Origin of the sequence: Nostoc sp. (genome assembly GCF_036917535.1) — a bacterium.
Classification (GTDB): domain Bacteria; phylum Cyanobacteriota; class Cyanobacteriia; order Cyanobacteriales; family Nostocaceae; genus Nostoc.
The window spans coordinates 49,906-71,622 of record NZ_JBALDA010000007.1; the positions used below are offsets into that span (position 1 = coordinate 49,906).

The following is a 21,717-nucleotide window of genomic DNA, read 5'->3' on the forward strand; positions in this document are numbered from 1 at the left end:
GGGAAAATGCTTGAAGAATGCAAATGCTTAGTGTCTTAAACGCCTTTAATTCTTTTCCCCTCGCCGAATTAGAAGTAGGTCATCATTTCTACTGGCAGTTGGGCAATCTTAAAATTCATGGGCAAGTTTTTCTTACCTCATGGTTTGTGATTAGTATTCTAGTAGTGGCTTCAATAGCTGCTACTCGCAACGCACAAAGAATTCCCAAGGGCATCCAAAATTTGATGGAATACGCCCTAGAATTTATTCGCGATTTAGCCAAAAACCAACTCGGTGAGAAAGAATATCGCCCTTGGGTGCCATTTATTGGCACATTGTTTTTGTTTATTTTCGTATCGAACTGGTCAGGCGCACTAATTCCCTGGAAGCTCATCAAGCTACCTTCAGGTGAATTGGCAGCTCCCACCAATGACATCAATACGACTGTTGCATTAGCACTGCTGACCTCTTTAGCGTACTTTTACGCAGGTTTTAGCAAACGGGGTTTAGGCTACTTTAAGAAATATATAGAGCCAACACCTGTTTTGTTGCCGATCGCAATTCTAGAAGATTTCACCAAGCCCCTCTCCCTAAGTTTCCGGCTATTTGGTAATATTTTGGCGGATGAATTGGTAGTAGCGGTATTGGTGCTGCTAGTTCCTCTATTTGTACCTCTGCCTGTAATGGCCTTGGGTTTATTTACCAGTGCCATTCAAGCCCTGGTTTTTGCCACCCTTGCCGGAGCATACATTCATGAGGCAATGGAGGGGCATGGTGGAGAAGAACATGAGGAGCATTAAACTTCTCAGTTGATAGCACGGTTCCAAGAGCATTTTCGCTCAAAACATCGCAAAGCGCGATCAAAGAAAAGAACTCATGTGCAGCGTGAAAACCACGTTTCTAATTGTTAACGTACTTTTGTTAGTTTTGTAATCAAAGCAAGGAAAATCAACATGGATCCATTAGTTCAGGCCGCTTCAGTTCTCGCTGCTGCTTTAGCGATTGGTTTAGCTGCAATTGGCCCTGGTATTGGTCAAGGAAACGCTGCTGGACAAGCAGTAGAAGGTATTGCTCGTCAACCTGAAGCAGAAGGAAAAATTCGCGGTACTCTGCTATTAACCTTGGCATTCATGGAATCCTTGACTATCTATGGTCTAGTAATTGCCCTGGTATTGCTGTTTGCTAACCCCTTCGGCTAATACCTGAAAATTTTTGTGAGTGTGGAGACGTGAACCATCACGCCTCTACAATCAAAATATTTTGGGTGTCGTAATAGTTTTAATGTTCAGTTGACCCTTATTGGCTATGGGTTTCTAAAATATCAAAGGTTGGATGATGTTGCTAGCCACGAAAACTGCTACTCCAGCCAAAGAGGAGACAAATGTTTGATTTCGATGCTACCTTGCCCTTCATGGCATTGCAATTCCTGCTACTAGCAGCTTTGTTGAATGCAATTTTCTATAAGCCACTGACCAAGGTACTAGACGATCGCGATAATTATATCCGAACGAATACCTTGGAAGCCCGGGAGAGCTTGGCTAAAGCCGAGCGCTTGGCTACCGAATACGAGCAGCAACTCGCAGACGCTCGCAAACAATCGCAAGCTACTATAGAAGCAGCTCAACTAGAAGCTAAGAAAATTACTGCCGAGAAAATTGCTGAGGCCCAAAAGGAAGCTCAGACTCAACGAGAACAAGCTGCTGTTGAAATAGAACAACAAAAGCAGGAAGCTTTTCGCACCTTAGAGCAACAAGTTGATGCTCTAAGCAGGCAGATTCTAGAAAAACTATTGGGACCAACTCCAGTTAGATAAACTAACTAGAATTGTTCTGTGAAAGCATACGCGCAAACTGGTCCCTAGTCCAGAGCGCTTAATTAAGTGTCAAAAAAAGGCACTTTTTCCCCTTCTGGGAAAAGATACTTAATTTCCTTTCGAGGAAAAGATACTTAAATTTCCTTCGGGAAAGATACTTAATTTACCTTCCGGAAAAGATAATTAATTTCCCTTCAGGGAAAGAAACTTAATTTCCCTTCAGGAAAATACAACGTATTAGCAAGCGAGCAGCGCACTTGTAAATGGGTATCATGGGGACATTCTTATTACTTGCCGCAGAAGCGAACGCTGTTCACTCTGAATTTGCAGAAGGCGCAGCAGAAGGTGGTTTCGGTCTAAACGTAGACATTTTTGAAACCAATCTGATTAATCTAGCGATTCTGATTGGCATATTATTCTACTTCGGACGTAAAGTTTTAAGCAATATCCTGAACGAGCGACAATCCAATATTGCCACCGCAATTCAGGAAGCAGAAGGGCGCTTAAAAGAGGCAAAAACTGCCCTTTCCCAAGCGCAAGAGCAATTGAAGCAATCTCAGGCAGAAGCAGAACGTATCCGCCAATCTGCCACAGAAAACGCCCAAAAGACGAAAGAAGCCTTGTTAGCGAAGGCAGTGCAAGACGTAGAACGCTTGAAACAAACAGCAGCAGCAGATTTAAACACCGAAACTGATCGAGCGATCGCTCAACTGCGGCAAAGGGTAGCTACACTAGCATTGCAAAAAGTCGAATCGCAACTCAAAAGCGGGATTGCCGACGATGCTCAACAAAGTTTAATTGACCGCAGCATCGCACAACTGGGAGGCAATGTATGACAAGTCAGGTAGCGGCAATCGAAGTAGCCCAGCCTTATGCACAAGCACTTTTGTCAATAGCTCAATCAAAAAATTTGACAGAAGAATTCGGGGAAGATGCGCGTACTTTCCTGGGATTGCTCAAAGCAGACAAACAGCTACACAACTTCTTCAGCAACCCGTTTATTCAGTCTGAGAATAAAAAAGCTCTGATCAAACAAATATTCGGTGAAAGTGCTAACCCCTACTTACGCAATTTTTTGCTGGTACTGGTAGATAAACGGCGGATTGCATTCTTGGAAGAGATTTTTCAACAGTATCTAGCGCTGTTGCGGCAGCTGAATCAAACCGTATTAGCGGAAGTAATTTCAGCCGTTCCCCTCACAGAAGCTCAACAGCAGGCAATCATCCAAAAGGTCATCGCCATCTCAAATGCTCGCCAGGTAGAACTAGAAACCAGGATAGACAGCGAGTTAATTGGTGGTGTGATCATTAAAGTAGGCTCGCAGGTAATTGACGCTAGTATCCGGGGTCAGTTGCGCCGCCTTTCATTGCGCTTAACTAATAGTTAGAAAATTGGGACTGGGGACTGGGGACTAGGAAAAAGATTATAATCAAAAATTCTTTCCATCCCTAATCCCCAGTCCCTAATCCCCAGTCCCTTTTACTTTTGTCTCGAAAGCAAAAAAGATAGACACATGAGCATATCAATTAGACCTGACGAAATTAGCAGTATTATCCAACAACAAATCGAGCAATACGATCAAGAGGTCAAAGTTGCTAACGTTGGTACTGTTCTCCAAGTTGGTGACGGTATTGCCCGGATTTATGGTCTGGAAAAGGCTATGTCTGGGGAACTTTTGGAATTTGAAGATGGCACAATTGGCATTGCCCAGAACTTAGAAGAAGACAACGTGGGTGCGGTGCTGATGGGTGAAGGGCTGGAAATTCAAGAAGGTAGTTCTGTAACTGCCACTGGTAGAATTGCCCAGATCCCAGTAGGAGAAGCCTTAATTGGACGAGTTGTAGATTCCTTGGGTCGTCCTATTGATGGTAAGGGAGACATTAAGTCCCCAGAAAGCCGTTTGATTGAATCTCCAGCACCCGGTATCATTGCCCGTCGGTCTGTACACGAACCCATGCAAACGGGTATCACAGCTATTGACTCAATGATTCCTATTGGCCGTGGTCAACGGGAGTTGATTATTGGCGATCGCCAAACTGGTAAAACTGCGATCGCGATCGACACCATCATCAACCAGAAAGAAGAAGATGTAATTTGTGTCTACGTTGCGATTGGTCAAAAGGCTTCCACCGTGGCTAACGTGGTACAGACACTGCAAGAAAAAGGCGCACTCGATTACACCGTCGTCGTCACCGCTAGTGCCAGTGAACCAGCTACCCTGCAATACCTTGCTCCCTACACAGGCGCAACTATTGCTGAGTACTTCATGTACAAAGGCAAAGCTACCCTGGTAATTTATGATGACCTCTCCAAGCAAGCCCAAGCTTATCGCCAAATGTCACTACTGCTACGTCGTCCACCCGGACGCGAAGCGTACCCCGGAGATGTATTCTACATCCACTCCCGCTTGTTAGAAAGAGCCGCAAAGTTGAGTGACGAATTAGGTAAAGGTAGTATGACTGCCCTACCAATTATTGAAACTCAAGCTGGTGACGTTTCAGCATACATCCCCACCAACGTAATTTCTATTACCGATGGTCAGATATTCCTCTCTTCTGACTTGTTTAACGCTGGTATCCGTCCGGCTGTAAACCCCGGTATTTCAGTATCCCGCGTGGGTTCTGCGGCTCAAACCAAGGCAATGAAAAAAGTTGCCGGTAAGATTAAATTGGAACTAGCCCAATTTGACGACCTGCAAGCCTTCGCACAATTTGCTTCTGACTTAGATAAAGCCACTCAAGACCAGTTGGCACGGGGTCAACGGTTGCGCGAACTCCTCAAGCAGCCACAAAATTCGCCACTCTCGGTATACGAGCAAGTAGCAATTTTATACGCTGGTATTAATGGTTATTTAGATGATGTACCTGTAGATAAAGTCACCAGCTTCACAGCAGGTCTACGTGAGTTCTTAAAGACTGGAAAAACCCAGTATGTCCAAGGAGTACAAGCATCTAAAGCACTAGGTGATGCAGAAGAAGCTGCCTTGAAGGAAGCACTTACCGAATACAAGAAGACCTTCAAAGCTACAGCGTAATAGAGTGCTGTTAGCGGTAGCGGGGCGTTAAGCCCGTGCTGAGTGTTGAGTGCTGAGTGAGAAGAGGAGTCAAGAGTGAAGATATATGAGCATGATGCTTACAAGTTCTCACATTTCCAATTCCTATGAAGCTTGGCATTCAGCACTTTCTACTACTCAGAACTCAGAACTCAGGACTCAGAACTTACAGTTATGGCCAATTTAAAAGCAATACGCGATCGCATTCAGTCGGTCAAAAATACCAAAAAAATTACAGAAGCCATGCGTCTGGTAGCTGCGGCTAGAGTGCGTCGGGCGCAAGAACAAGTGCTAGCAACTCGCCCCTTTGCCGATCGCTTGGCACAAGTATTGTATGGTTTGCAAAGCCGTCTGCGCTTTGAAGAAGCAAACCTACCACTACTGAAAAAACGCCAAGTTAAGTCAGTTGGGTTGTTGGTTATTTCAGGCGATCGCGGTCTATGCGGCGGCTACAACAATAACGTTATCCGCCGTGCAGAAAACCGTGCTAAGGAAATTAAGGCAGAAGGTTTAGACTATCAATTTGTGATTGTTGGACGCAAAGCTATGCAGTACTTTCAACGTCGCAATCAACCCATTGATGCAACTTACAGTGGCTTAGAGCAAATTCCTACCGCAGCTGAAGCTACTCAAATTGCTGACCAACTGCTTTCCTTGTTCCTTTCAGAAGAAGTAGATCGTGTTGAGTTAATTTATACCAGATTCGTTTCTTTGGTTAGCTCCCGTCCTGTAGTCCAAACCCTGCTACCCCTCGACCCGCAAGGACTAGAAGCAAACGATGACGAAATCTTCCGCTTAACAACCCGTGGTGGTCAATTTCAAGTAGAACGGGAGAAAGTGACTAACCAAGTCCGCACGTTGGCTCCTGACATGATTTTTGAGCAAGATCCTGTGCAGATTCTCGATTCTCTATTGCCCCTGTATCTGAGTAACCAGTTATTGCGGGCGCTACAAGAATCAGCAGCTAGCGAACTAGCAGCGCGGATGACAGCTATGAGTAATGCCAGCGACAATGCCGGTGAACTGATTAATACTTTAACCCTGTCTTACAACAAAGCCCGACAAGCTGCAATTACCCAAGAACTCCTAGAGGTTGTAGGCGGTGCTGAAGCACTAGCTTAGGGTATAGCTAATTATTTATTTGTAGTGTGTTGTAGTATATAGCCAATTGCTAATTATTTTAAGATTAGCAATTGGCTATTTTAGTATTTGGGACTTTCAACATCAAGCAAAAAATTTTGTCTATTAACACATTTCAAGAATTGCGTATTATAATTGAAGTATGAAGCGCATGGGTCCGTCACGGTTTCGACAGGTTGGCGAACGCTGCTCTGTGATTCAGGTCGAGAGTGAGTCTCCTCTCGAAAATCAAAGGCTCGAAAAAAAAGTAAATGCGAATAACATCGTAAAATTTGCTCGTCGGGAAGCTCTAGTAGCAGCCTAAAACACCTTTTACAGGTTCGAGCGTCTTTAGTTTGACTCCGTTAAGGACTGAAGACCAAACCCCAACGGATGCTCTAGCAAGCGTTCTCTGGTTGGCTTGCTGGCTAAGATTAAATCAGAGCATCCTACGTTCGGGATAATGAACGATTCCCGCCTTGAGGGTCAGAAAGGCTAAACCTGTGAATGAGCGGGGGGTCAATACCCAATTTGGACAGCAGTTCGACTCTGCTCGGATCCACTAAAAATAGTTAACAAGTCCACTTAACACTGTGATGTGTAAGTGGACTTTGTTTTATGGGAAACTTTCATCAGAATTTTCTATAATGCACAGCTAACTTGAGTTCAACAGTTAATATAGCAATACCGTTGAGTTAAGCCCAAAATTTTTGGTAAAAATGCGAAACTGGACTATTATACCAATTCAAAATTCAAAATGACGCTTTCTACGAGACGCTAAAAGCGTAGCTTGCAACTCTTACAGAGTACGCGGACTCGCTCTAAGCGAACGCGAGTGCGTCTCTAAGAGTTGCCATGCCGTTGGCGAAGCCTCTCGTTCGCGTAGCGTCTCCCCTTGGGAGAAGAGAAGGCTTTACGCTGCGCTAACAAAATTCACGCATTAAGAAAGCCAGACAGAACAAAGGTATGTCCATATGTATCTGTCGCATTCTTTTTTCAAATTGGTTTATCCAGTTTCTTGGCAAACCTTAAACCAAAAGCGTGTAGACCTCAACAGCGCCCAAGCCCAAGTAACAGAAATAAACGCAACAAGTACTATCTCTGCACAAAGCAGAACTTGTCAAGAAGATAATCTTGATTGTCAACCACAATCTAGCGATCGCTACCTAAACGAAACAAGTGATTCGAGTCCAAGATGATTTAATCAGCTAATTATGCTGTTTCTGAGTTTGTGTGCGTGCGCTTCCAAACTTCCTTCCCCTTTCTTTCAGTACCCGTCGTAGTCGATCTGCACTCAAGTTTACTTGACGCTCAGATGCGAGTTTTTTTGCTAATTGTTTAGAGTTATAAGTCTCTGATTCTTGAGCTAAACAATTTTCGAGATAAACCAAATCTGATTCTGAATATCGAGGTTTTCCTCCTCGACCAGGAGCATCCCATAAACCTGCTAAACCCATCTTTTCCCAGCGATGAAGGGTTTGACGCACTGTTGAAATCGCCCAGTTCAAGCCTTTTGCAATTTGCTCATTTTTTAAGCCACGAGTATTCAGCAGTAAAACTTGAGCACGATCTTTAGTACGTTGAGGAACATCTTTGGCTTTTCTCAACTCTTCTAAAGTCAGCTTTTCTTCTTCTGTGAGAAACACTTTTAATCGACATCCCATAAACAATAACCTTTTACACAATCAATTTTTGTCATTTTTGTATCTATTTACGTCTGTATACTGACTTACTTGGGTATTTCATCACACATTCTAAAAAGCTGAACTACAAGTATTAAGGATGTCGGCGTCTATAAAGCTACTACGTAATAAATATTGGTTTGAGAACACTATCAAACTTTGCAATTTTTCATCAACAATGGATTTTATAAAAACTTAGGCACATTGATATGACACTATTAACTTATATAGACAAATTTATTCGATAGCCTGAAGCTGTAGCTTGTAGCTATAACAATAAGTATTTGTTAGCGTTGTCTTGATTAATGTTTAAAGTCGATAATAAAAAACTTTATCATTAAATTCCTGAGATTATTCCGATGCTTACAGAGGTTTATCGAAACTTTAAGAATTATTTTTATGCTAGTTTCCATTTAGATGAGCAAAAATATATATACAAGCCTGGTTCCTTTTTATTCAACTAGTCTCTGGAAATTTGCTTTGATTATTTCCAAAAAAATATCTCTTTTATCAACTTTACATAAAGTTTATATTATATGCCACTATATTTTTGGTTAAGACAACAACATATTCAATATTCATTGAATAAACTAATTTTAACAGCTTATTTGATGCTTGCAGAAATCTAATGTAGTTTGTCCTACTTTTCCCACCTTTCCTACTTTTCCTACCTTTCCTACCTTTCCTACTTGTCCTACTTGTCCTACTTGTCCTACTTGTCCTAATTAAGAGAGTATCCGAAAAAAATAAATTTTTCTCCTTTATAAATATATTTTCTGAGAATATTAAGTATTAAAAGTAATTTAGACTTGTAGCTATACCAGCAATATAAATATTGTTTAAATTATACTTTTCTAGTTAAAAAATATAATTACTATGATATTTTTGAATTAAGCTCAAAGCAGAGTAATGGCAAAAATAAGTACTCAGTAAAATTTAGGAATAAGTTAATATTTAGGATATTTTTTGAGTTGTATTTTTTTTGCTAAAAAACAGCAATAATGGATACAAGCTAAAATTTTCTAAAACTGATATTTATTACAACTTCAAATAAAAATAATAGAGACAATGGGGGCAGAATAAAAACCTGTTAATTTGCGCTCGGAGACGAATAATGGTAGCGATCGCAGAGAACGTTCAACATCGGCTAACTATACAAACTGTAGAAATTGCCCCTAACACAACGGCGATTCGCTCTCTTGACTGGGATCGCGATCGCTTTGATATCGAATTCGGACTGCAAAACGGTACAACCTACAATTCATATCTAATTAGGGGTGAACAAACAGTTTTAATTGATACTTCTCACCAGAAGTTTCGCGATCTGTATTTAGAGACCCTTAAAGGTCTTGTTAACCCCAAAACAATTGATTACATAATTGTCAGCCACACAGAGCCAGACCATAGCGGCTTAGTAGAAGATGTCCTCCAGTTAGCTCCTAGAGCCACCGTTTTAGCCTCAAAAGTTGCGCTTCAGTTTTTGGAAGGCTTAGTACACGATCCTTTCTCGAAGAGGGTTGTGAAAACTGGCGATCGCATCGATATCGGCAAAGGACACGAAATGGAATTCGTGAGTGCGCCTAACCTGCACTGGCCGGATACAATCTTTAGCTTTGACCGCAAAACCCAAATTCTCTACACCTGTGATGCTTTTGGGATGCACTTTTGTGACGATCGCACCTTTGACGAAGATTTAGAAGCGATCGAAGCTGACTTTAGATTTTACTACGACTGCTTGATGGGCCCTAACGCTCGTTCTTTGGTGAATGCCATGAAGCGAATGAGCGAACTAGGGAAGATTAATATTATTGCCAACGGTCATGGCCCATTATTATACCACCATCTAGATGTTCTAACCGGGTGCTACGAAAATTGGAGCCAAAGACAAGCTACAGCAGAAACTAGCGTAGGCTTATTTTTTGTCTCAGAATATGGGTATGGCGAACGCCTTGGTCACGCAATTGCCGAAGGTATACTAAAAACTGGCATTGGGGTAGAAGTTCTGGATCTGAGTACTGCCCAGAGCCAAGAAATTCAAGAACTAGCTGGGAGAGCATCTGGCATCATTATTGGTATGCCGCCAACTACTTCCGCCGCCGCCCAAGCTGGTATCAGTTCGGTGCTAGCTGTCGCCAAGAACAAACAATTGATTGGGCTGTTTGAATGTTACGGTGGGGATGATGAACCCATTGATACACTCCGCAGACAATTTCTTAACTCTGGCATCAAAGAAGCTTTCCCACCGATTCGGATTAAAGAGGCTCCCAGCGCATCAACATTCCAGTTGTGTGAAGAAGCGGGTAAAGACATCGGACAATTGCTGGTGCGCGATCGCAACATCAAGCAAATCAAGTCCCTTGATGTCAACATGGAAAAGGCTCTGGGTCGCATTAGCAGCGGACTATATATAGTCACTACAAAAAAAGATAATGTCTCAAGTGCAATGCTGGCATCCTGGGTAACGCAAGCGAGTTTGCAACCCTTAGGATTGACAATTGCTGTTGCTAAAGACCGCGCCATTGATTCCTTAATGCAAATAGGCGATCGCTTCGTCCTCAACGTTTTGGAAGAAGGCAATTATCAAGAACTCAAGAAACACTTCCTCAAGCGCTTGCATCCTGGTGCTGACCGCTTTGCGGGAGTGAAAACTCAAACCGCGAAAAACGGTTCGCCGATTCTAACTGATGCTTTGGCATACATGGAATGTGAAATACAGACCAGCATGGAATGCAGCGACCACTGGATTTTATACTGCACCGTCCAAGAAGGTCGTGTCTCTAAAAACGATGGATTGACAGCCGTTCGCCATCGCAAAGTAGGTAATTACTACTAAAGATTGGGCATGGGGCATAGGGCATAGGGCATGGGGCATAGGGCATGGAGCATAGGGAATGAGTTATTTTCCCTGTCTCCTTCATCCTCCTTATCTTCCCCAATGCCCAATTCTCAATTCCCAATGCCCAATTCCCAATGCCCAATTCCCAATGCCCAATTCCCCAACTTTTAACAGCTATGACCAATTCCAAGCCACGCGACGTACAAGTTTTACCAATTGCTACCAATACTAAAGCTATTAGAGCACGTAGTTGGTCACGTCTGCGGTTTGAAATTGAATACGCACTTGAAAGAGGTACTACCTCCAATTGTTATTTAATTGAAGCTGATAAAACCGCACTTATCGAGCCACCGCCAGAAAGCTTTACCGAAATTTATTTAGAGGCATTGCGGCAGACTTTAAATTTGCAAAGTTTGGATTATATCATCCTGGGTCATTTTAGTCCCAATCGAGTTGCAACCCTCAAAGCAATTTTAGAACTGGCACCACAGGTAACTTTTGTCTGTTCTCTTCCCGGTGCAAATAATTTGCGTGCTGCTTTCTTAGAGCAAGATTTAAATGTCTTGGTGATGCGGGGAAAAGAAACTCTGGATTTAGGCAAGGGTCATGTTTTGAAATTCTTCCCCACTCCCAGTCCGCGTTGGCCAGAAGGACTTTGTACCTACGATCAGCAAACCCAAATTCTCTACACAGATAAGTTATTTGCAACTCATGTCTGTGGTGATGAAGTGTTTGATGATAACTGGGAAGCGCTCAAAGAAGACCAGCGTTACTACTTTAACTGCCTGATGGCTCCCCAAACTCCTCATGTGCAAGCAGCTTTGGAGAAAATATCAGATTTGCAGGTGAGAATGTATGCTGTGGGTCACGGGCCCTTGGTACGCACTGGCTTAATTGAACTTACCAAAGCTTATGGAGAGTGGAGCCGTTCTCACAACGATCGCGAGATTTCTGTTGCTTTACTTTATGCTTCAGCTTACGGAAATACAGCAACTTTAGCACAAGCGATCGCTTTAGGACTAACGAAGGGTGGAGTCGCAGTCAAATCGATTAACTGCGAATTTGCTACCCCTGATGAAATTCGCATCAACCTCGCACAGTCAGAGGGTTTTATCATTGGTTCTCCTACCATTGGTGGTCATGCACCAACTCCCATTCATACTGCTTTAGGGATTGTGTTATCAAGCGGTGACAACAGCAAACTCGCTGGGGTCTTTGGTTCTTATGGCTGGAGTGGGGAAGCATTTGACTTAATTGAAGGTAAACTCCGCGATGCTGGATATCGCTTTGGCTTTGACACCTTGAAGGTGAAGTTTAAACCTGATGATGTCACTCTCAAGTTCTGTGAAGAACTAGGTACAGACTTTGCCCAAGTACTGAAAAAAGCTAAAAAGGTACGCGTACCCCAACAAGCCGCTACCCCAATGGAACAGGCTGTTGGTCGGATCGTTGGTTCCGTCTGTGTGGTGACAGCTAAACAAGGAGAAGTGTCTACCGCAATGTTAGGCGCTTGGGTTTCTCAAGCCACCTTCAACCCACCCGGACTAACTGTGGCGATCGCTAAAGACCGAGCGATCGAATCTTTGATGTATCCAGGCGGTAAGTTTGCCTTAAATATTCTACCTGAAGGCAATCATCAAGACTACATGAAGCATTTCCGTAAATCTTTCGCGCCTGGGGAAGATCGATTTGCCAACTTTAGTACAGCAGTTGCAGATAACGGCTGTACCGTCTTTACCGACGCTCTAGCATATTTGGAATGCTCAGTCAACCAACGTCTGGAATGTGGCGATCATTGGGTTGTGTATGCAACTGTGGACGAAGGGAAATTACTCAAGCCTGATGCTATTACTGCCATCAACCATCGGAAAACGGGCACTCATTATTAGATAATGAGAAGTTTAACCTAACTAAACCGCTTTTGACAAAAATTATCTTTTTTCTTGTGGGATAGGCATCTTGCCTGTCCTATTTTTTTGTTGATATGCAGAGTTGGTTCAAGCAAATTTTAGATTATATACAATGTATTCTAATCCCACAAAATCATTTTTTGTTCTAAAGGCACTTCAATAATACTCTGGTAAATTTCTGAAATGAATCACCACTGACTAATAACTGTATTAACAGCGATCGCTCAGTGCATCTGACGCAGCTTATGTCCAATAGTAATACTAAATTCGTAATTCGTAATTCGTAATTAAGAAAGTTAGATATGGCATGGCTTTCGGGGTTTGAATGTGTTGCCTCATTTTAGAGAATTGGTATAAGAGCATCGAGTCAAAGGTTTTTTGTGCCCTACAACGAAATTTTCATCGCCTAAACCCCAGAGTTATCAAGGAGTCTAAACCAAGTGAATTCCAGTGACAGCAACATTGAGAAACCATCTTTAGAAATCAACGCTTCTCGCCAGTTTAACGCTTGGCTGTATGAGCAAAACCTTAGTTTGTCCTTCACTACCTATCAAGCGGGGAAGTTATTTTTCATCGGCTTGCAACCAAACGGCAAATTGTCTGTATTTGAACGTAGCTTTGAGCGGTGTATGGGGTTGTATGCCAATGGTAACAGTCTGTACATGAGTTCTCTGTACCAACTGTGGCGATTTGAAAACATTATCCAACCCGGAGAAAACCACCAAGGCTATGATGCTCTCTATTTACCCCAGATGAGTTATGTGACAGGAGATTTGGATATTCACGATATCGCTTTGAGTAAAGCAAAAGAGAAAGATTTAAACTCACAAAAGCTATTATTTGTCAATACCTTATTTAGTTGTTTGGGAACAGTCAGCGAAACCCACAGTTTCATTCCTCTATGGCAACCAAATTTTATTAGCAAACTAGCGGCAGAGGATAGATGTCACCTGAATGGGTTAGCAATGCAGCAAGAAAAACCCAAATACGTTACTACTGTCAGTCAATCGGACGTAGCCGAAGGCTGGCGGGAGCATCGGGCCAATGGAGGCTGTGTTATTGACATAGAAAGCAATGAAATCGTCTTGCAGGGGCTGTCTATGCCCCATTCCCCACGCTGGCATCAGGGAAAACTCTGGCTGCTCAACTCAGGTACAGGAGAGTTTGGCTTTGCCGACTTAAAGCGGGGAGTGTTTGAACCAGTCGCCTTCTGTCCAGGATATCTGCGCGGTTGTACATTTTATGGCAACTTTGCAGTAGTGGGAATTTCCCAACCCAGGCATAACAAGACCTTTAGCGGCTTGGCTTTGGACGAGAAATTGCATCAGAAAAACGTTGAGCCTCGCTGTGGGTTACTAGTGATTGACCTGAGAAGCGGCGATATTGTGCATTCCCTGCGAATAGAAGGGGTGGTACTGGAATTGTACGACGTAGTAGCACTTTTGGGGGTACGTCGTCCAATGGCGATTGGGTTTCGCAGTGACGAAATTCGGCGGGTGATAACGGTGGGATGAGAAGCAATTTAAAATTTAAGAGTAATCAACATCAATGGCATTTAATTTAGCAACAGTTATTACTATAAAACCAGTCTTTTCGTCTTCGTGAAACTGACTCTAAATTCACAAGTTAGTAACAGAAATTACAAGTTTGATTGTGTACGCCCTTATTAACGAATCCATAGCATAAATTTCGTGAAATGGTAAGTATGACTTTTCACGGGATATGGAATCAGAAAAATGGTGTGTGCAATTTCAGTATTAAAGCGGAAATAACATAAATGAACTTGCTGAAATTCCGCAATTGCCACAAAGACAATTGCAAAAACGCAGGGTAGCCTTTAACTAGAAAAACAGTATCAGGCAATTGCTAGACAAAACTTTTATATTATTTTTGTTGTTCTTATGATTCCAAAACACACTAAAATTAAATTTCCTATTTGGCAGTATCTGAACCAGCCCTTATTTAGTCGTAACACTAAATTAGTATTGAATCCCCAACGCTTTGTATTGATCTGGCGTTTGCAACTTTTAGAACGCTGCTGGACTAAAGAATGTGACGCCAAGGGCCCTCAACAGCATTAGATATTTGAAAAGCTGCTGAACTCAATTAAAAATTGGCAAACTAAGCCTCGTCTACAGAATGACGTGGCTTTTTGCCGTCAAGTAAAGCACTAACAGTCATATCTCCCATAACATTAATCGCGGTGCGGCAGCGATCCAAAAACCAGTCTACAGTAACTAGCAAAGCAATGTACTGGGTAGGTAAGCCGACAGAAGTGAACACTAGTGTCATTGTTACCAGTCCCGCATTGGGAATATTTGCCGCACCAACAGATGCAAAAATCGAGGTAAGGATGACAACTAACTGCTGTGTCAGACTCAGATGTTGTCCAATCAGTTGGGAAATATACAACGCAGACATTGCTTCATAAAGGGCAGTGCCATCATTATTAAAATTTGCCCCGACTAATGACCCCAAGGCAGCAGAAGATTCCCTTAAACCGACTTTTGTTTGCAAAACTTCAAAGGTTACGGGCATTGCCGCCGCTGAGGAAGAAGTTGAGAAAGCTGTCAAAAAGGCATCAGAACCGCTAGCTAGGAATTTTAACGGGTGTACCCAAGAACCAAATTTTACTCTGGTGAGGTAGTAGCACGCTTGTAATACCAGTGCTAACAATACGGCTACGATAAATGCACCCAAAGATTTAAACGGTGCAAAGCCCTGCATCGCAATAGTTTTAGCTACAATCCCAAAGACTGCGAATGGTACTAAGGCAATTACCCAGTTGAGTATGCGGACTACCGCTTCAAATAAAATTCCAATGACATCCTCTATCGGCTGGAATCCATTCTTGCCTTGGGCGATTTGTTCAGATTTTAATCCCCGCAGGACGATGCCAAAACTCAGGGCAATCACAATCAACTGGATGACATTATTATCAACCAATGGTTTGAGGACGGCTTCTGGTACAGCATCTTTAAGTATTCCCCAAGGATCGAGACTCTGAGCAGTTATTGCCGTACTTGTTGAGGTGCTAACATTGCCCCAAGTCCCGGGACGCAGTACATTCGCTACCAAAAGTCCCACCAAAATAGCTACGGTAGTGTTGGTTAAAAGTAATACTGCTAACCGCCGTCCGGCTGTACCAGGGATATTGGTAGTCATCAAAGTATGCAGCACCGCTACTAGAATCAGGGGTGTAGCCAAGGCGCGGAGAGCCTTTAGCACCAATTCTGCCGGAATTGCTAAATTGTTAATTAAAGCGGCGTTGCTGGGATTAGGATTCCCCGCACCAAGGGCAATTCCGACACTGACTGCCACTACTAAAGCGATAAGAATTTGCAACGTGAGAGGGATACGCTGCCACCAAGGGCTAGCTTTGGTTTCAAGCGAAGTTGTTCTCTCTGTTTGACTCATTGGCTAGATACTGCTTAACTGTTGTAACTATTAAAACAACACTAATAATAGTGATAATTCCCGAAAAAGAACAGCTTTAATTTTGGTTAAAAACTGTTAATCTAAGATTCCATTGCTTTGCAAAATTTGGCTCGAAAGGGTATACCACAAGGTAGGGCCCCTAGAGGTGTCTTGGCTTGTGGTTGGAGATGCTTATGTCCTTTGTACCTTTACATATTCACAGTGACTATAGTTTGCTTGATGGGGCAAGTCAGCTACCAGAGTTGGTGGATCGAGCGATCGCACTGGGAATGAAAGCGATCGCTCTTACCGATCATGGTGTCATGTATGGAGCCATTGAACTGATCAAAATCTGCCGTAGTCAAAATATTAAGCCGATTATCGGCAATGAAATGTATGTAATTAACGGCGATATCGAGAGACAAGAACGTCGTCCTAAATATCATCAAGTTGTTTTAGCTAAAAATACTAAAGGTTACAAAAATTTAGTTAAATTAACCACAATTTCTCACCTTAAAGGTGTTCAAGGGAAAGGAGTTTTTTCTCGTCCTTGTATTAATAAAGATTTATTAAAAGAATATCATGAAGGCTTGATTGTCACCAGCGCTTGCTTAGGTGGAGAAATTCCTCAAGCTATTCTCAGTAATAGACCAGATGCAGCCCGAAAAGTTGCTCAGTGGTATAAAGATGTATTTGGTGATGATTATTATTTAGAAATTCAAGATCACGGCTCTCAAGAAGATCGGATTGTGAATGTTGAAATTGTCAAAATTGCGAGGGAGCTAGGAATTAAATTTGTTGCTACTAATGATTCACATTTTATATCTTGTTTTGACGTTGAAGCCCACGATGCTTTGCTATGCATTCAAACTGGCAAGCTAATTATTGAAGATAAGCGGATGCGTTATAGCGGCACAGAATATCTTAAGTCTGGTGAAGAAATGCGGCAGCTATTTCGTGACCATTTATCGGATGATGTAATTGCAGAAGCTGTAGCCACTACTGGAGAAGTCGCCAATAAAGTCGAGCCTTACCATATTATGGGTGAGCCTCAGATTCCTACACCTCCTATTCCCTCTGGTCATACTGCTGACACTTACGCCGAAGATGTTGCATGGAGCGGACTTTTAGAACGGTTAAATCGCAAGTCTCGCCAGGAAGTCGATTCCGTCTATAAAGAAAGATTGGAATACGAGCTGAAAATGATTCAGCAGATGGGTTTTTCCAAATACTTTTTAGTTGTATGGGACTACATCAAATTTGCTAGAGATAATAACATTCCTGTGGGGCCAGGTCGTGGTTCGGCGGCTGGTTCATTAGTTGCTTATGCAATGCGAATTACTAATATTGATCCCGTACATCATGGGTTACTATTCGAGCGTTTCTTGAACCCAGAACGGAAATCCATGCCTGATATTGATACAGATTTCTGTATTGAACAACGGGATAAAGTGATTGATTATGTAACAGAAAAATATGGTGCAGATAGAGTTGCCCAAATTATTACTTTTAACCGTCTAACTTCTAAAGCAGTTTTGAAAGATGTCGCCAGAGTATTAAATATTCCCTACGGGGAAGCTGACAAAATGGCGAAATTAATTCCTGTGGTGCGGGGTAAACCAACTAAACTCAAGGTGATGATTTCCGATCAAACTCCAGAACCAGAGTTTAAAGAGAAATATGATAGAGAACCCTATATTCGCCATTGGCTTGATATGGCAATGCGAATTGAAGGAACTAACAAAACCTTTGGTGTTCATGCAGCCGGTGTGGTAATTTCTGCCGATCCACTTGATGAAATTGTCCCACTACAGAAAAATAATGACGGTTCTGTGATTACCCAATATTTCATGGAAGACCTGGAATCAATGGGTTTATTGAAAATGGATTTTCTGGGTTTACGGAACCTAACGCTGATTCAAAAAACCCTTGATTTAATTCAAGAAACAAGAGGATATCGGGTTGATCCTGATGAAATTCCTCGTCAGGAAAGAAAAGCCCAGAGGATATTAGCTAAAGGTGAACATAGCACTTTGCCAAAAGATGTACAAAAAACTTATGAATTATTAGAAGCAGGTGAGTTAGAAGGGGTATTTCAATTAGAATCTTCTGGGATGCGTCAGATAGTACGAGATTTGAAGCCTTCTAATATAGAAGATATTTCTTCAATTTTGGCACTTTATCGACCGGGCCCATTAGATGCGAAACTGATTCCTAAATTTATTGACCGTAAACATGGTCGAGAACAGATTGATTATCAACACCAAATTCTAGAATCAGTATTAGACGAAACTTATGGAATTATGGTCTATCAAGAGCAAATCATGAAAATTGCTCAGGATATGGCGGGATATTCTTTAGGACAAGCTGACTTGCTGCGTCGGGCGATGGGTAAAAAGAAAGTTTCTGAGATGCAAAAGCAGCGAGAAAAATTCGTAGATGGCGCAGCGAAAAATGGCGTTCAGAAAAAAGTTGCAGATGAGTTATTTGAGCAAATGTTGAAGTTTGCGGAATATTGTTTAAGCTATGACACGGAAATATTGACAGTAGAATATGGATTAATGCCGATTGGGAAAATTGTTGAAAAAGGCATTGAATGTACTGTGTACAGCGTTGATAATAATGGAAATATTTACACGCAACCTGTAGCACAGTGGCACGATCGCGGGGAACAAGAGGTATTTGAGTATTGCTTGGAAGATGGTTCATTGATTCGGGCAACAAAAGACCATAAATTTATGACTGTTGATGGTCAAATGTTGCCAATTGATGAAATATTTGAACGTGAATTGGATTTAATGCAGATTGAGAGTTTACCGAATTGAGAGGACGGGCAGTGGGAATTATACATTCTCGGCTTGCTATATGAATGAGATGTCTGACTTTTTTTATAGAACTTTTCATATAAAATGGACGATGGTGAGGATATTACAGAAATTCCTTTACGACCTCTGGTTTGGATGGGAGACTCTCTCAAAAATATTCGCTTATTTCCTGAAGAGGTGCGTGCATCAGTAGGCTATGCGCTGCAATTGGTGCAAGCAGGGGAAACACCAATGGATGCCAAGCCTTTTAAAGGGGTTGGAAGCGGCGTGTATGAAATTATCAAACGCTACGATACCGATACTTACAGAGCAGTCTATGCAGTAAAGATTGCAGAGAAAATCTTTGTCCTGCACGCTTTTCAGAAGAAATCAAAGCAGGGGATTAAAACCCCACAAGCTGATGTTGACCTGATTAAACAACGCTATAAGGATGCAGTCGCAAGGGAGAAACAACAATGACACAGGAACCCGTTTTTGAACAAAGCAGTGGGAATGTGTTTGCTGACCTCGGTTTGTCGGATGCTTCGGAACTTTTTACGCGAGGCAAGATAGGGATTCAGGTATTGCGCCTCCTCTCTCAACGCAACCTGAAACAGCGCGAAATCAGCGAACTTCTTGGCATTCCCCAGCTAGAAGTATCTCATTTGATGAAAGGAGAGTTTCAAAGGTTCAGCGAGGGCAAACTCCTCATTTTCCTCAAGCGCCTCGATATGGAAATCAGCTTGCATCTTCGCCCTCGTCATGCGCCGGAACAATCTGCTGAAACTGTGATATCGCTATAGGGTAGGATAGAAGCAATGTTGGGTCTTGACAAAGTAGTAGTGGGGAGTAGGCAAATGAGGGGGATGAGGGAGCAGAGGAGCAGAGAGAAATGCCCAATGCCCAATAACTAGACTATTTGCGGTTTTCCCCAAAGTATGCTTTCCTGCTTGTAAATGGCAATTCCCGGTTTTGCTCCTTTAGGTTTGTAGACGTGTTTTGGCTGGGTGTAAACTACTGGCACTTGCTCACTCTGACGGGCGCGACTGTAGTATGCGGCAAGGTTAGCTACAAATTGCAAATCAGCTTCTTCTGCAACAGTACCCGGTTCTAGACGTAGTAATACATGACTCCCTGGAATTTCTTGAGCGTGGAACCATAAATCATAATCCCCAGCTACACGAAAGGTCAATTGGTCATTTTGGCGATTGTTACGACCGATTAATACTTCAAAGCCATTGGGAGTAAGGTAACGATGAAAGTTGGTGCTGGGGGGTTCATTGGCACTGCGGCTGCGGTATTCTGGATCTTCTAGATACTTTTGCCCAATCAACTCTTCGCGGATTTCTTCTAAAGCTCGCAAATCCTCTGCTGTTTGATAGTTATCTATTTGGCCGATCGCAGCTTCTACTTGCTCTAAATACTCAATTTCTGTCTGTACTTCCAATAGTAGTGGTTCGACAGCAGCACGAGCGCGTTTGAGCTTTTGGTGCTGTTTGTAAAGACTTTGAGCATTTTGGACGGCGTTTTTATCTGGTTGGAGAGCGATCGCTACTGGCAAATTTGTCTCAAAATCAGCAATGATAATTTCTTTCATCCCCGGTTCCCAGTTTTGCAGATGAGCCATCAATAAATCAGCTTTTTGCCGATACTCATCGGCTCGATCTGATTGCTGCAAGCGCGTCTGAAAGGTTTGAGCTTTATTGTGTAATTTCGCCAGAATATTATTCAATTTCTGACTCAACTGATGGCGCAATTGGGAAAATAACTGTTGGTCGATCTGGTTACTGTAATAGCGGTTGAGCAATTCCTGGATATTTTTGACCTTTTCAACTGCACCCCAACCCATTACGGTGTAACCATCTTTTGTCCAAGCGGGTTGAAATTTACTAGAATCCAAGGCTTGCAGCCATTCTTGCCAACGCTCAAACAGCCGTCGCCAGTCGTCGGGGTGGAGAGTCTCGGTAGATGTTTCTGGTGCAATATTTGCTTCTAGCAGCATTAAATCTAGCAATGCTGCACTCAAGCCACTATAACTTTTGAGCAATTGCCGCTTGATTCCTCCCGGTACTAAACTTACCCGTTCTTGCCAACGTTCTTGGGATTCGCTCAAACTAGGGATAGTTCCAGTCAGTTTCGGTGGTGTTTCATAAAGTTGTCCGGTGAGTATGGGGCGCACACTAGATTGTTGCTGACTGACTTGATGGGCGGCGGTGATAATTATATTGTTAGCGTCGGTGAGTATGACGTTGCTATACTTGCCCATGATTTCTGCATAGACATGATATAGGGCGCTTTCTCCAGGACGACGGGCAAATTGCAAATCAATAACACGCTCCCAAGGTGCGATCGCTTCAATCGCCACCAGTGCTAAACCACCCAATTGGTGAATCAGTTGTTGGCTAAAGGTAAAGGTATCTGGCGATCGTGGTGGCGGATCGCCGATACAAATATGTGCAGCTTGGGGATGCCAAGAAATCTGTAGCCAATCTCGCTGTTCTAGGGTGCGTAATGCCATCGCAATCGTGTAGCGATCGCGCTGGTAAACTTGTTCTAAGCGTGATGGTAGCCAGTTAGCGCGGATTTCGCTACAAGCAGCTGTGAGAGTGGTAAAGTCAACTGGTTGCAAAGCGATTAGTTGTTAACATTCAAATAGTAGCGATCACTATGCTCTTATTTTTGTTTAGTTAAAGCATAACAGACCTCACCTATCATAGCGGTTATACCATTTCTTTGTGAGGCTGCGCCAAACCCTTTTAACTTCTTCTTTCTTTGTGTACTTTGCGCGGCAGCTGCTTCAAATCGGGGAACCCGCCCAACGCACTGCCTTGTCTTTGCGGTTCGTTTTTCTTTCTCATCCTTAAACATGGTTTAGCGCATCTTCATACAGAATTTGTATTACTTGGTTTGGTGATAGCTGCAAATAAAAAAACACAGAAATTATCATCAGATAAGTTCTGCGTTTAGGTAATAAATTACGTTTAATGTGAATTAAGCTTTGAAACCCTTGTATAGCAATCGCCAAGAGAGTTAGGACATATAATGTAAACAGTCTGCGTTCAAAAGGTAATTGAATTGCGTTATGGCAAAAGCCTACAGTTATGA

General features: G+C 42.6%; 18 protein-coding genes and 1 other RNA gene. 15 read left to right on the plus strand and 4 right to left on the minus strand.

The annotated features are described in order from the left end of the window. The first annotated feature begins 17 nt into the window (after window positions 1–17). From atpB to ssrA, 8 genes are all read left to right on the plus strand, one after another. The gene (gene atpB / locus V7K56_RS02025) at window positions 18–779 is read left to right on the plus strand and encodes a F0F1 ATP synthase subunit A (protein ID WP_012411161.1); all 762 of its coding nucleotides are present in this window, start codon (window positions 18–20) and stop codon (window positions 777–779) included. Between the two features lie 153 nt (window positions 780–932). Further along, window positions 933–1,178: an ATP synthase F0 subunit C gene (gene atpE, locus V7K56_RS02030; protein ID WP_012411162.1), complete on the plus strand. Its 246-nt coding sequence runs from the start codon at window positions 933–935 to the stop codon at window positions 1,176–1,178. Between the two features lie 182 nt (window positions 1,179–1,360). Beyond that, a complete protein-coding gene (locus tag V7K56_RS02035; RefSeq protein ID WP_334907098.1) occupies window positions 1,361–1,792 on the plus strand; it encodes a F0F1 ATP synthase subunit B' in 432 nt (143 codons plus the stop codon). Window positions 1,793–2,055: 263 nt separating this feature from the next. After that, window positions 2,056–2,628 carry a F0F1 ATP synthase subunit B gene (locus V7K56_RS02040; protein WP_334907099.1) on the plus strand — a complete coding sequence of 191 codons (573 nt, stop codon included), beginning with the start codon at window positions 2,056–2,058 and terminating at the stop codon, window positions 2,626–2,628. Further along, window positions 2,625–3,179, plus strand: coding sequence for an ATP synthase F1 subunit delta (gene atpH / locus V7K56_RS02045; RefSeq protein ID WP_334907101.1), 555 nt, complete (start codon window positions 2,625–2,627; stop codon window positions 3,177–3,179). Before V7K56_RS02040 ends, atpH begins: the two co-directional genes overlap by 4 nt. A 126-nt stretch (window positions 3,180–3,305) precedes the next feature. After that, window positions 3,306–4,826: a F0F1 ATP synthase subunit alpha gene (gene atpA, locus V7K56_RS02050; protein ID WP_334907102.1), complete on the plus strand. Its 1,521-nt coding sequence runs from the start codon at window positions 3,306–3,308 to the stop codon at window positions 4,824–4,826. A 192-nt stretch (window positions 4,827–5,018) separates the two neighbouring features. After that, on the plus strand, window positions 5,019–5,966 hold the full coding sequence (locus V7K56_RS02055; protein WP_334907104.1) for a F0F1 ATP synthase subunit gamma: 948 nt from the start codon (window positions 5,019–5,021) through the stop codon (window positions 5,964–5,966). Between the two features lie 171 nt (window positions 5,967–6,137). Next, window positions 6,138–6,528, plus strand: a transfer-messenger RNA (tmRNA) gene (ssrA, locus tag V7K56_RS02060). Window positions 6,529–7,171: 643 nt separating this feature from the next. Here the strand turns inward: ssrA and V7K56_RS02065 are convergent. Continuing rightward, the gene (locus tag V7K56_RS02065) at window positions 7,172–7,627 is read right to left on the minus strand and encodes a helix-turn-helix domain-containing protein (protein WP_334907106.1); all 456 of its coding nucleotides are present in this window, start codon (window positions 7,625–7,627) and stop codon (window positions 7,172–7,174) included. A gap of 1,132 nt (window positions 7,628–8,759) precedes the next feature. Between V7K56_RS02065 and V7K56_RS02070 the strand changes: the two genes are divergently transcribed. The 4 genes from V7K56_RS02070 (at window position 8,760) to V7K56_RS02085 (ending at window position 14,472) form a co-directional block, all read left to right on the plus strand. Next, a complete protein-coding gene (locus tag V7K56_RS02070; protein ID WP_334907108.1) occupies window positions 8,760–10,478 on the plus strand; it encodes a diflavin flavoprotein in 1,719 nt (572 codons plus the stop codon). A 179-nt stretch (window positions 10,479–10,657) separates the two neighbouring features. Then, a complete protein-coding gene (locus V7K56_RS02075) occupies window positions 10,658–12,370 on the plus strand; it encodes a diflavin flavoprotein (RefSeq protein WP_334907136.1) in 1,713 nt (570 codons plus the stop codon). A 461-nt stretch (window positions 12,371–12,831) separates the two neighbouring features. Beyond that, a complete protein-coding gene (locus tag V7K56_RS02080; RefSeq protein WP_334907110.1) occupies window positions 12,832–13,905 on the plus strand; it encodes a TIGR03032 family protein in 1,074 nt (357 codons plus the stop codon). 387 nt (window positions 13,906–14,292) lie between these two features. Continuing rightward, window positions 14,293–14,472 carry a hypothetical protein gene (locus V7K56_RS02085; protein WP_334907112.1) on the plus strand — a complete coding sequence of 60 codons (180 nt, stop codon included), beginning with the start codon at window positions 14,293–14,295 and terminating at the stop codon, window positions 14,470–14,472. 40 nt (window positions 14,473–14,512) lie between these two features. On the opposite strand, the gene V7K56_RS02090 is transcribed toward V7K56_RS02085, so the two are convergent. After that, entirely contained in the window at window positions 14,513–15,808 is a 1,296-nt protein-coding gene (locus V7K56_RS02090) for a dicarboxylate/amino acid:cation symporter (protein ID WP_334907114.1), read from the minus strand. A 194-nt stretch (window positions 15,809–16,002) separates the two neighbouring features. Here V7K56_RS02090 and V7K56_RS02095 point away from each other — a divergent pair, with 194 nt between their 5' ends. The 3 genes from V7K56_RS02095 (at window position 16,003) to V7K56_RS02105 (ending at window position 19,415) form a co-directional block, all read left to right on the plus strand. Further along, complete coding sequence (locus V7K56_RS02095) at window positions 16,003–18,633, plus strand: DNA polymerase III subunit alpha (RefSeq protein ID WP_334907116.1); 2,631 nt, start codon at window positions 16,003–16,005, stop codon at window positions 18,631–18,633. Window positions 18,634–18,717: 84 nt separating this feature from the next. Next, on the plus strand, window positions 18,718–19,092 hold the full coding sequence (locus V7K56_RS02100; RefSeq protein ID WP_334907118.1) for a type II toxin-antitoxin system RelE/ParE family toxin: 375 nt from the start codon (window positions 18,718–18,720) through the stop codon (window positions 19,090–19,092). Further along, window positions 19,089–19,415: a helix-turn-helix domain-containing protein gene (locus tag V7K56_RS02105; RefSeq protein ID WP_334907120.1), complete on the plus strand. Its 327-nt coding sequence runs from the start codon at window positions 19,089–19,091 to the stop codon at window positions 19,413–19,415. The genes V7K56_RS02100 and V7K56_RS02105 overlap by 4 nt, the downstream gene beginning before the upstream one ends. 107 nt (window positions 19,416–19,522) lie before the next feature. Here the strand turns inward: V7K56_RS02105 and V7K56_RS02110 are convergent, their stop codons facing one another. Together V7K56_RS02110 and V7K56_RS02115 are read right to left on the minus strand one after the other, a co-directional pair. Then, complete coding sequence (locus V7K56_RS02110) at window positions 19,523–21,241, minus strand: Rqc2 family fibronectin-binding protein (protein WP_334907122.1); 1,719 nt, start codon at window positions 21,239–21,241, stop codon at window positions 19,523–19,525. 231 nt (window positions 21,242–21,472) lie between these two features. Further along, a partial coding sequence (locus V7K56_RS02115; protein WP_334907124.1) for a hypothetical protein occupies window positions 21,473–21,717 on the minus strand: 245 nt, incomplete at its 5' end.

Excerpts from the sequence above, each read along its gene's own strand:
- V7K56_RS02055 (WP_334907104.1), top strand. The coding sequence starts at position 5,019 with ATGGCCAATTTAAAAGCAATACGCGATCGCATTCAGTCGGTCAAAAAT.
- V7K56_RS02065 (WP_334907106.1), bottom strand. The coding sequence starts at position 7,627 with ATGGGATGTCGATTAAAAGTGTTTCTCACAGAAGAAGAAAAGCTGACT.
- V7K56_RS02095 (WP_334907116.1), top strand. The coding sequence starts at position 16,003 with ATGTCCTTTGTACCTTTACATATTCACAGTGACTATAGTTTGCTTGAT.
- atpA (WP_334907102.1), top strand. The coding sequence starts at position 3,306 with ATGAGCATATCAATTAGACCTGACGAAATTAGCAGTATTATCCAACAA.
- atpB (WP_012411161.1), top strand. The coding sequence starts at position 18 with ATGCAAATGCTTAGTGTCTTAAACGCCTTTAATTCTTTTCCCCTCGCC.
- atpH (WP_334907101.1), top strand. The coding sequence starts at position 2,625 with ATGACAAGTCAGGTAGCGGCAATCGAAGTAGCCCAGCCTTATGCACAA.
- V7K56_RS02075 (WP_334907136.1), top strand. The coding sequence starts at position 10,658 with ATGACCAATTCCAAGCCACGCGACGTACAAGTTTTACCAATTGCTACC.
- V7K56_RS02090 (WP_334907114.1), bottom strand. The coding sequence starts at position 15,808 with ATGAGTCAAACAGAGAGAACAACTTCGCTTGAAACCAAAGCTAGCCCT.
- atpE (WP_012411162.1), top strand. The coding sequence starts at position 933 with ATGGATCCATTAGTTCAGGCCGCTTCAGTTCTCGCTGCTGCTTTAGCG.
- V7K56_RS02040 (WP_334907099.1), top strand. The coding sequence starts at position 2,056 with ATGGGTATCATGGGGACATTCTTATTACTTGCCGCAGAAGCGAACGCT.
- V7K56_RS02100 (WP_334907118.1), top strand. The coding sequence starts at position 18,718 with ATGGACGATGGTGAGGATATTACAGAAATTCCTTTACGACCTCTGGTT.
- V7K56_RS02085 (WP_334907112.1), top strand. The coding sequence starts at position 14,293 with ATGATTCCAAAACACACTAAAATTAAATTTCCTATTTGGCAGTATCTG.
- V7K56_RS02035 (WP_334907098.1), top strand. The coding sequence starts at position 1,361 with ATGTTTGATTTCGATGCTACCTTGCCCTTCATGGCATTGCAATTCCTG.
- V7K56_RS02105 (WP_334907120.1), top strand. The coding sequence starts at position 19,089 with ATGACACAGGAACCCGTTTTTGAACAAAGCAGTGGGAATGTGTTTGCT.
- V7K56_RS02070 (WP_334907108.1), top strand. The coding sequence starts at position 8,760 with ATGGTAGCGATCGCAGAGAACGTTCAACATCGGCTAACTATACAAACT.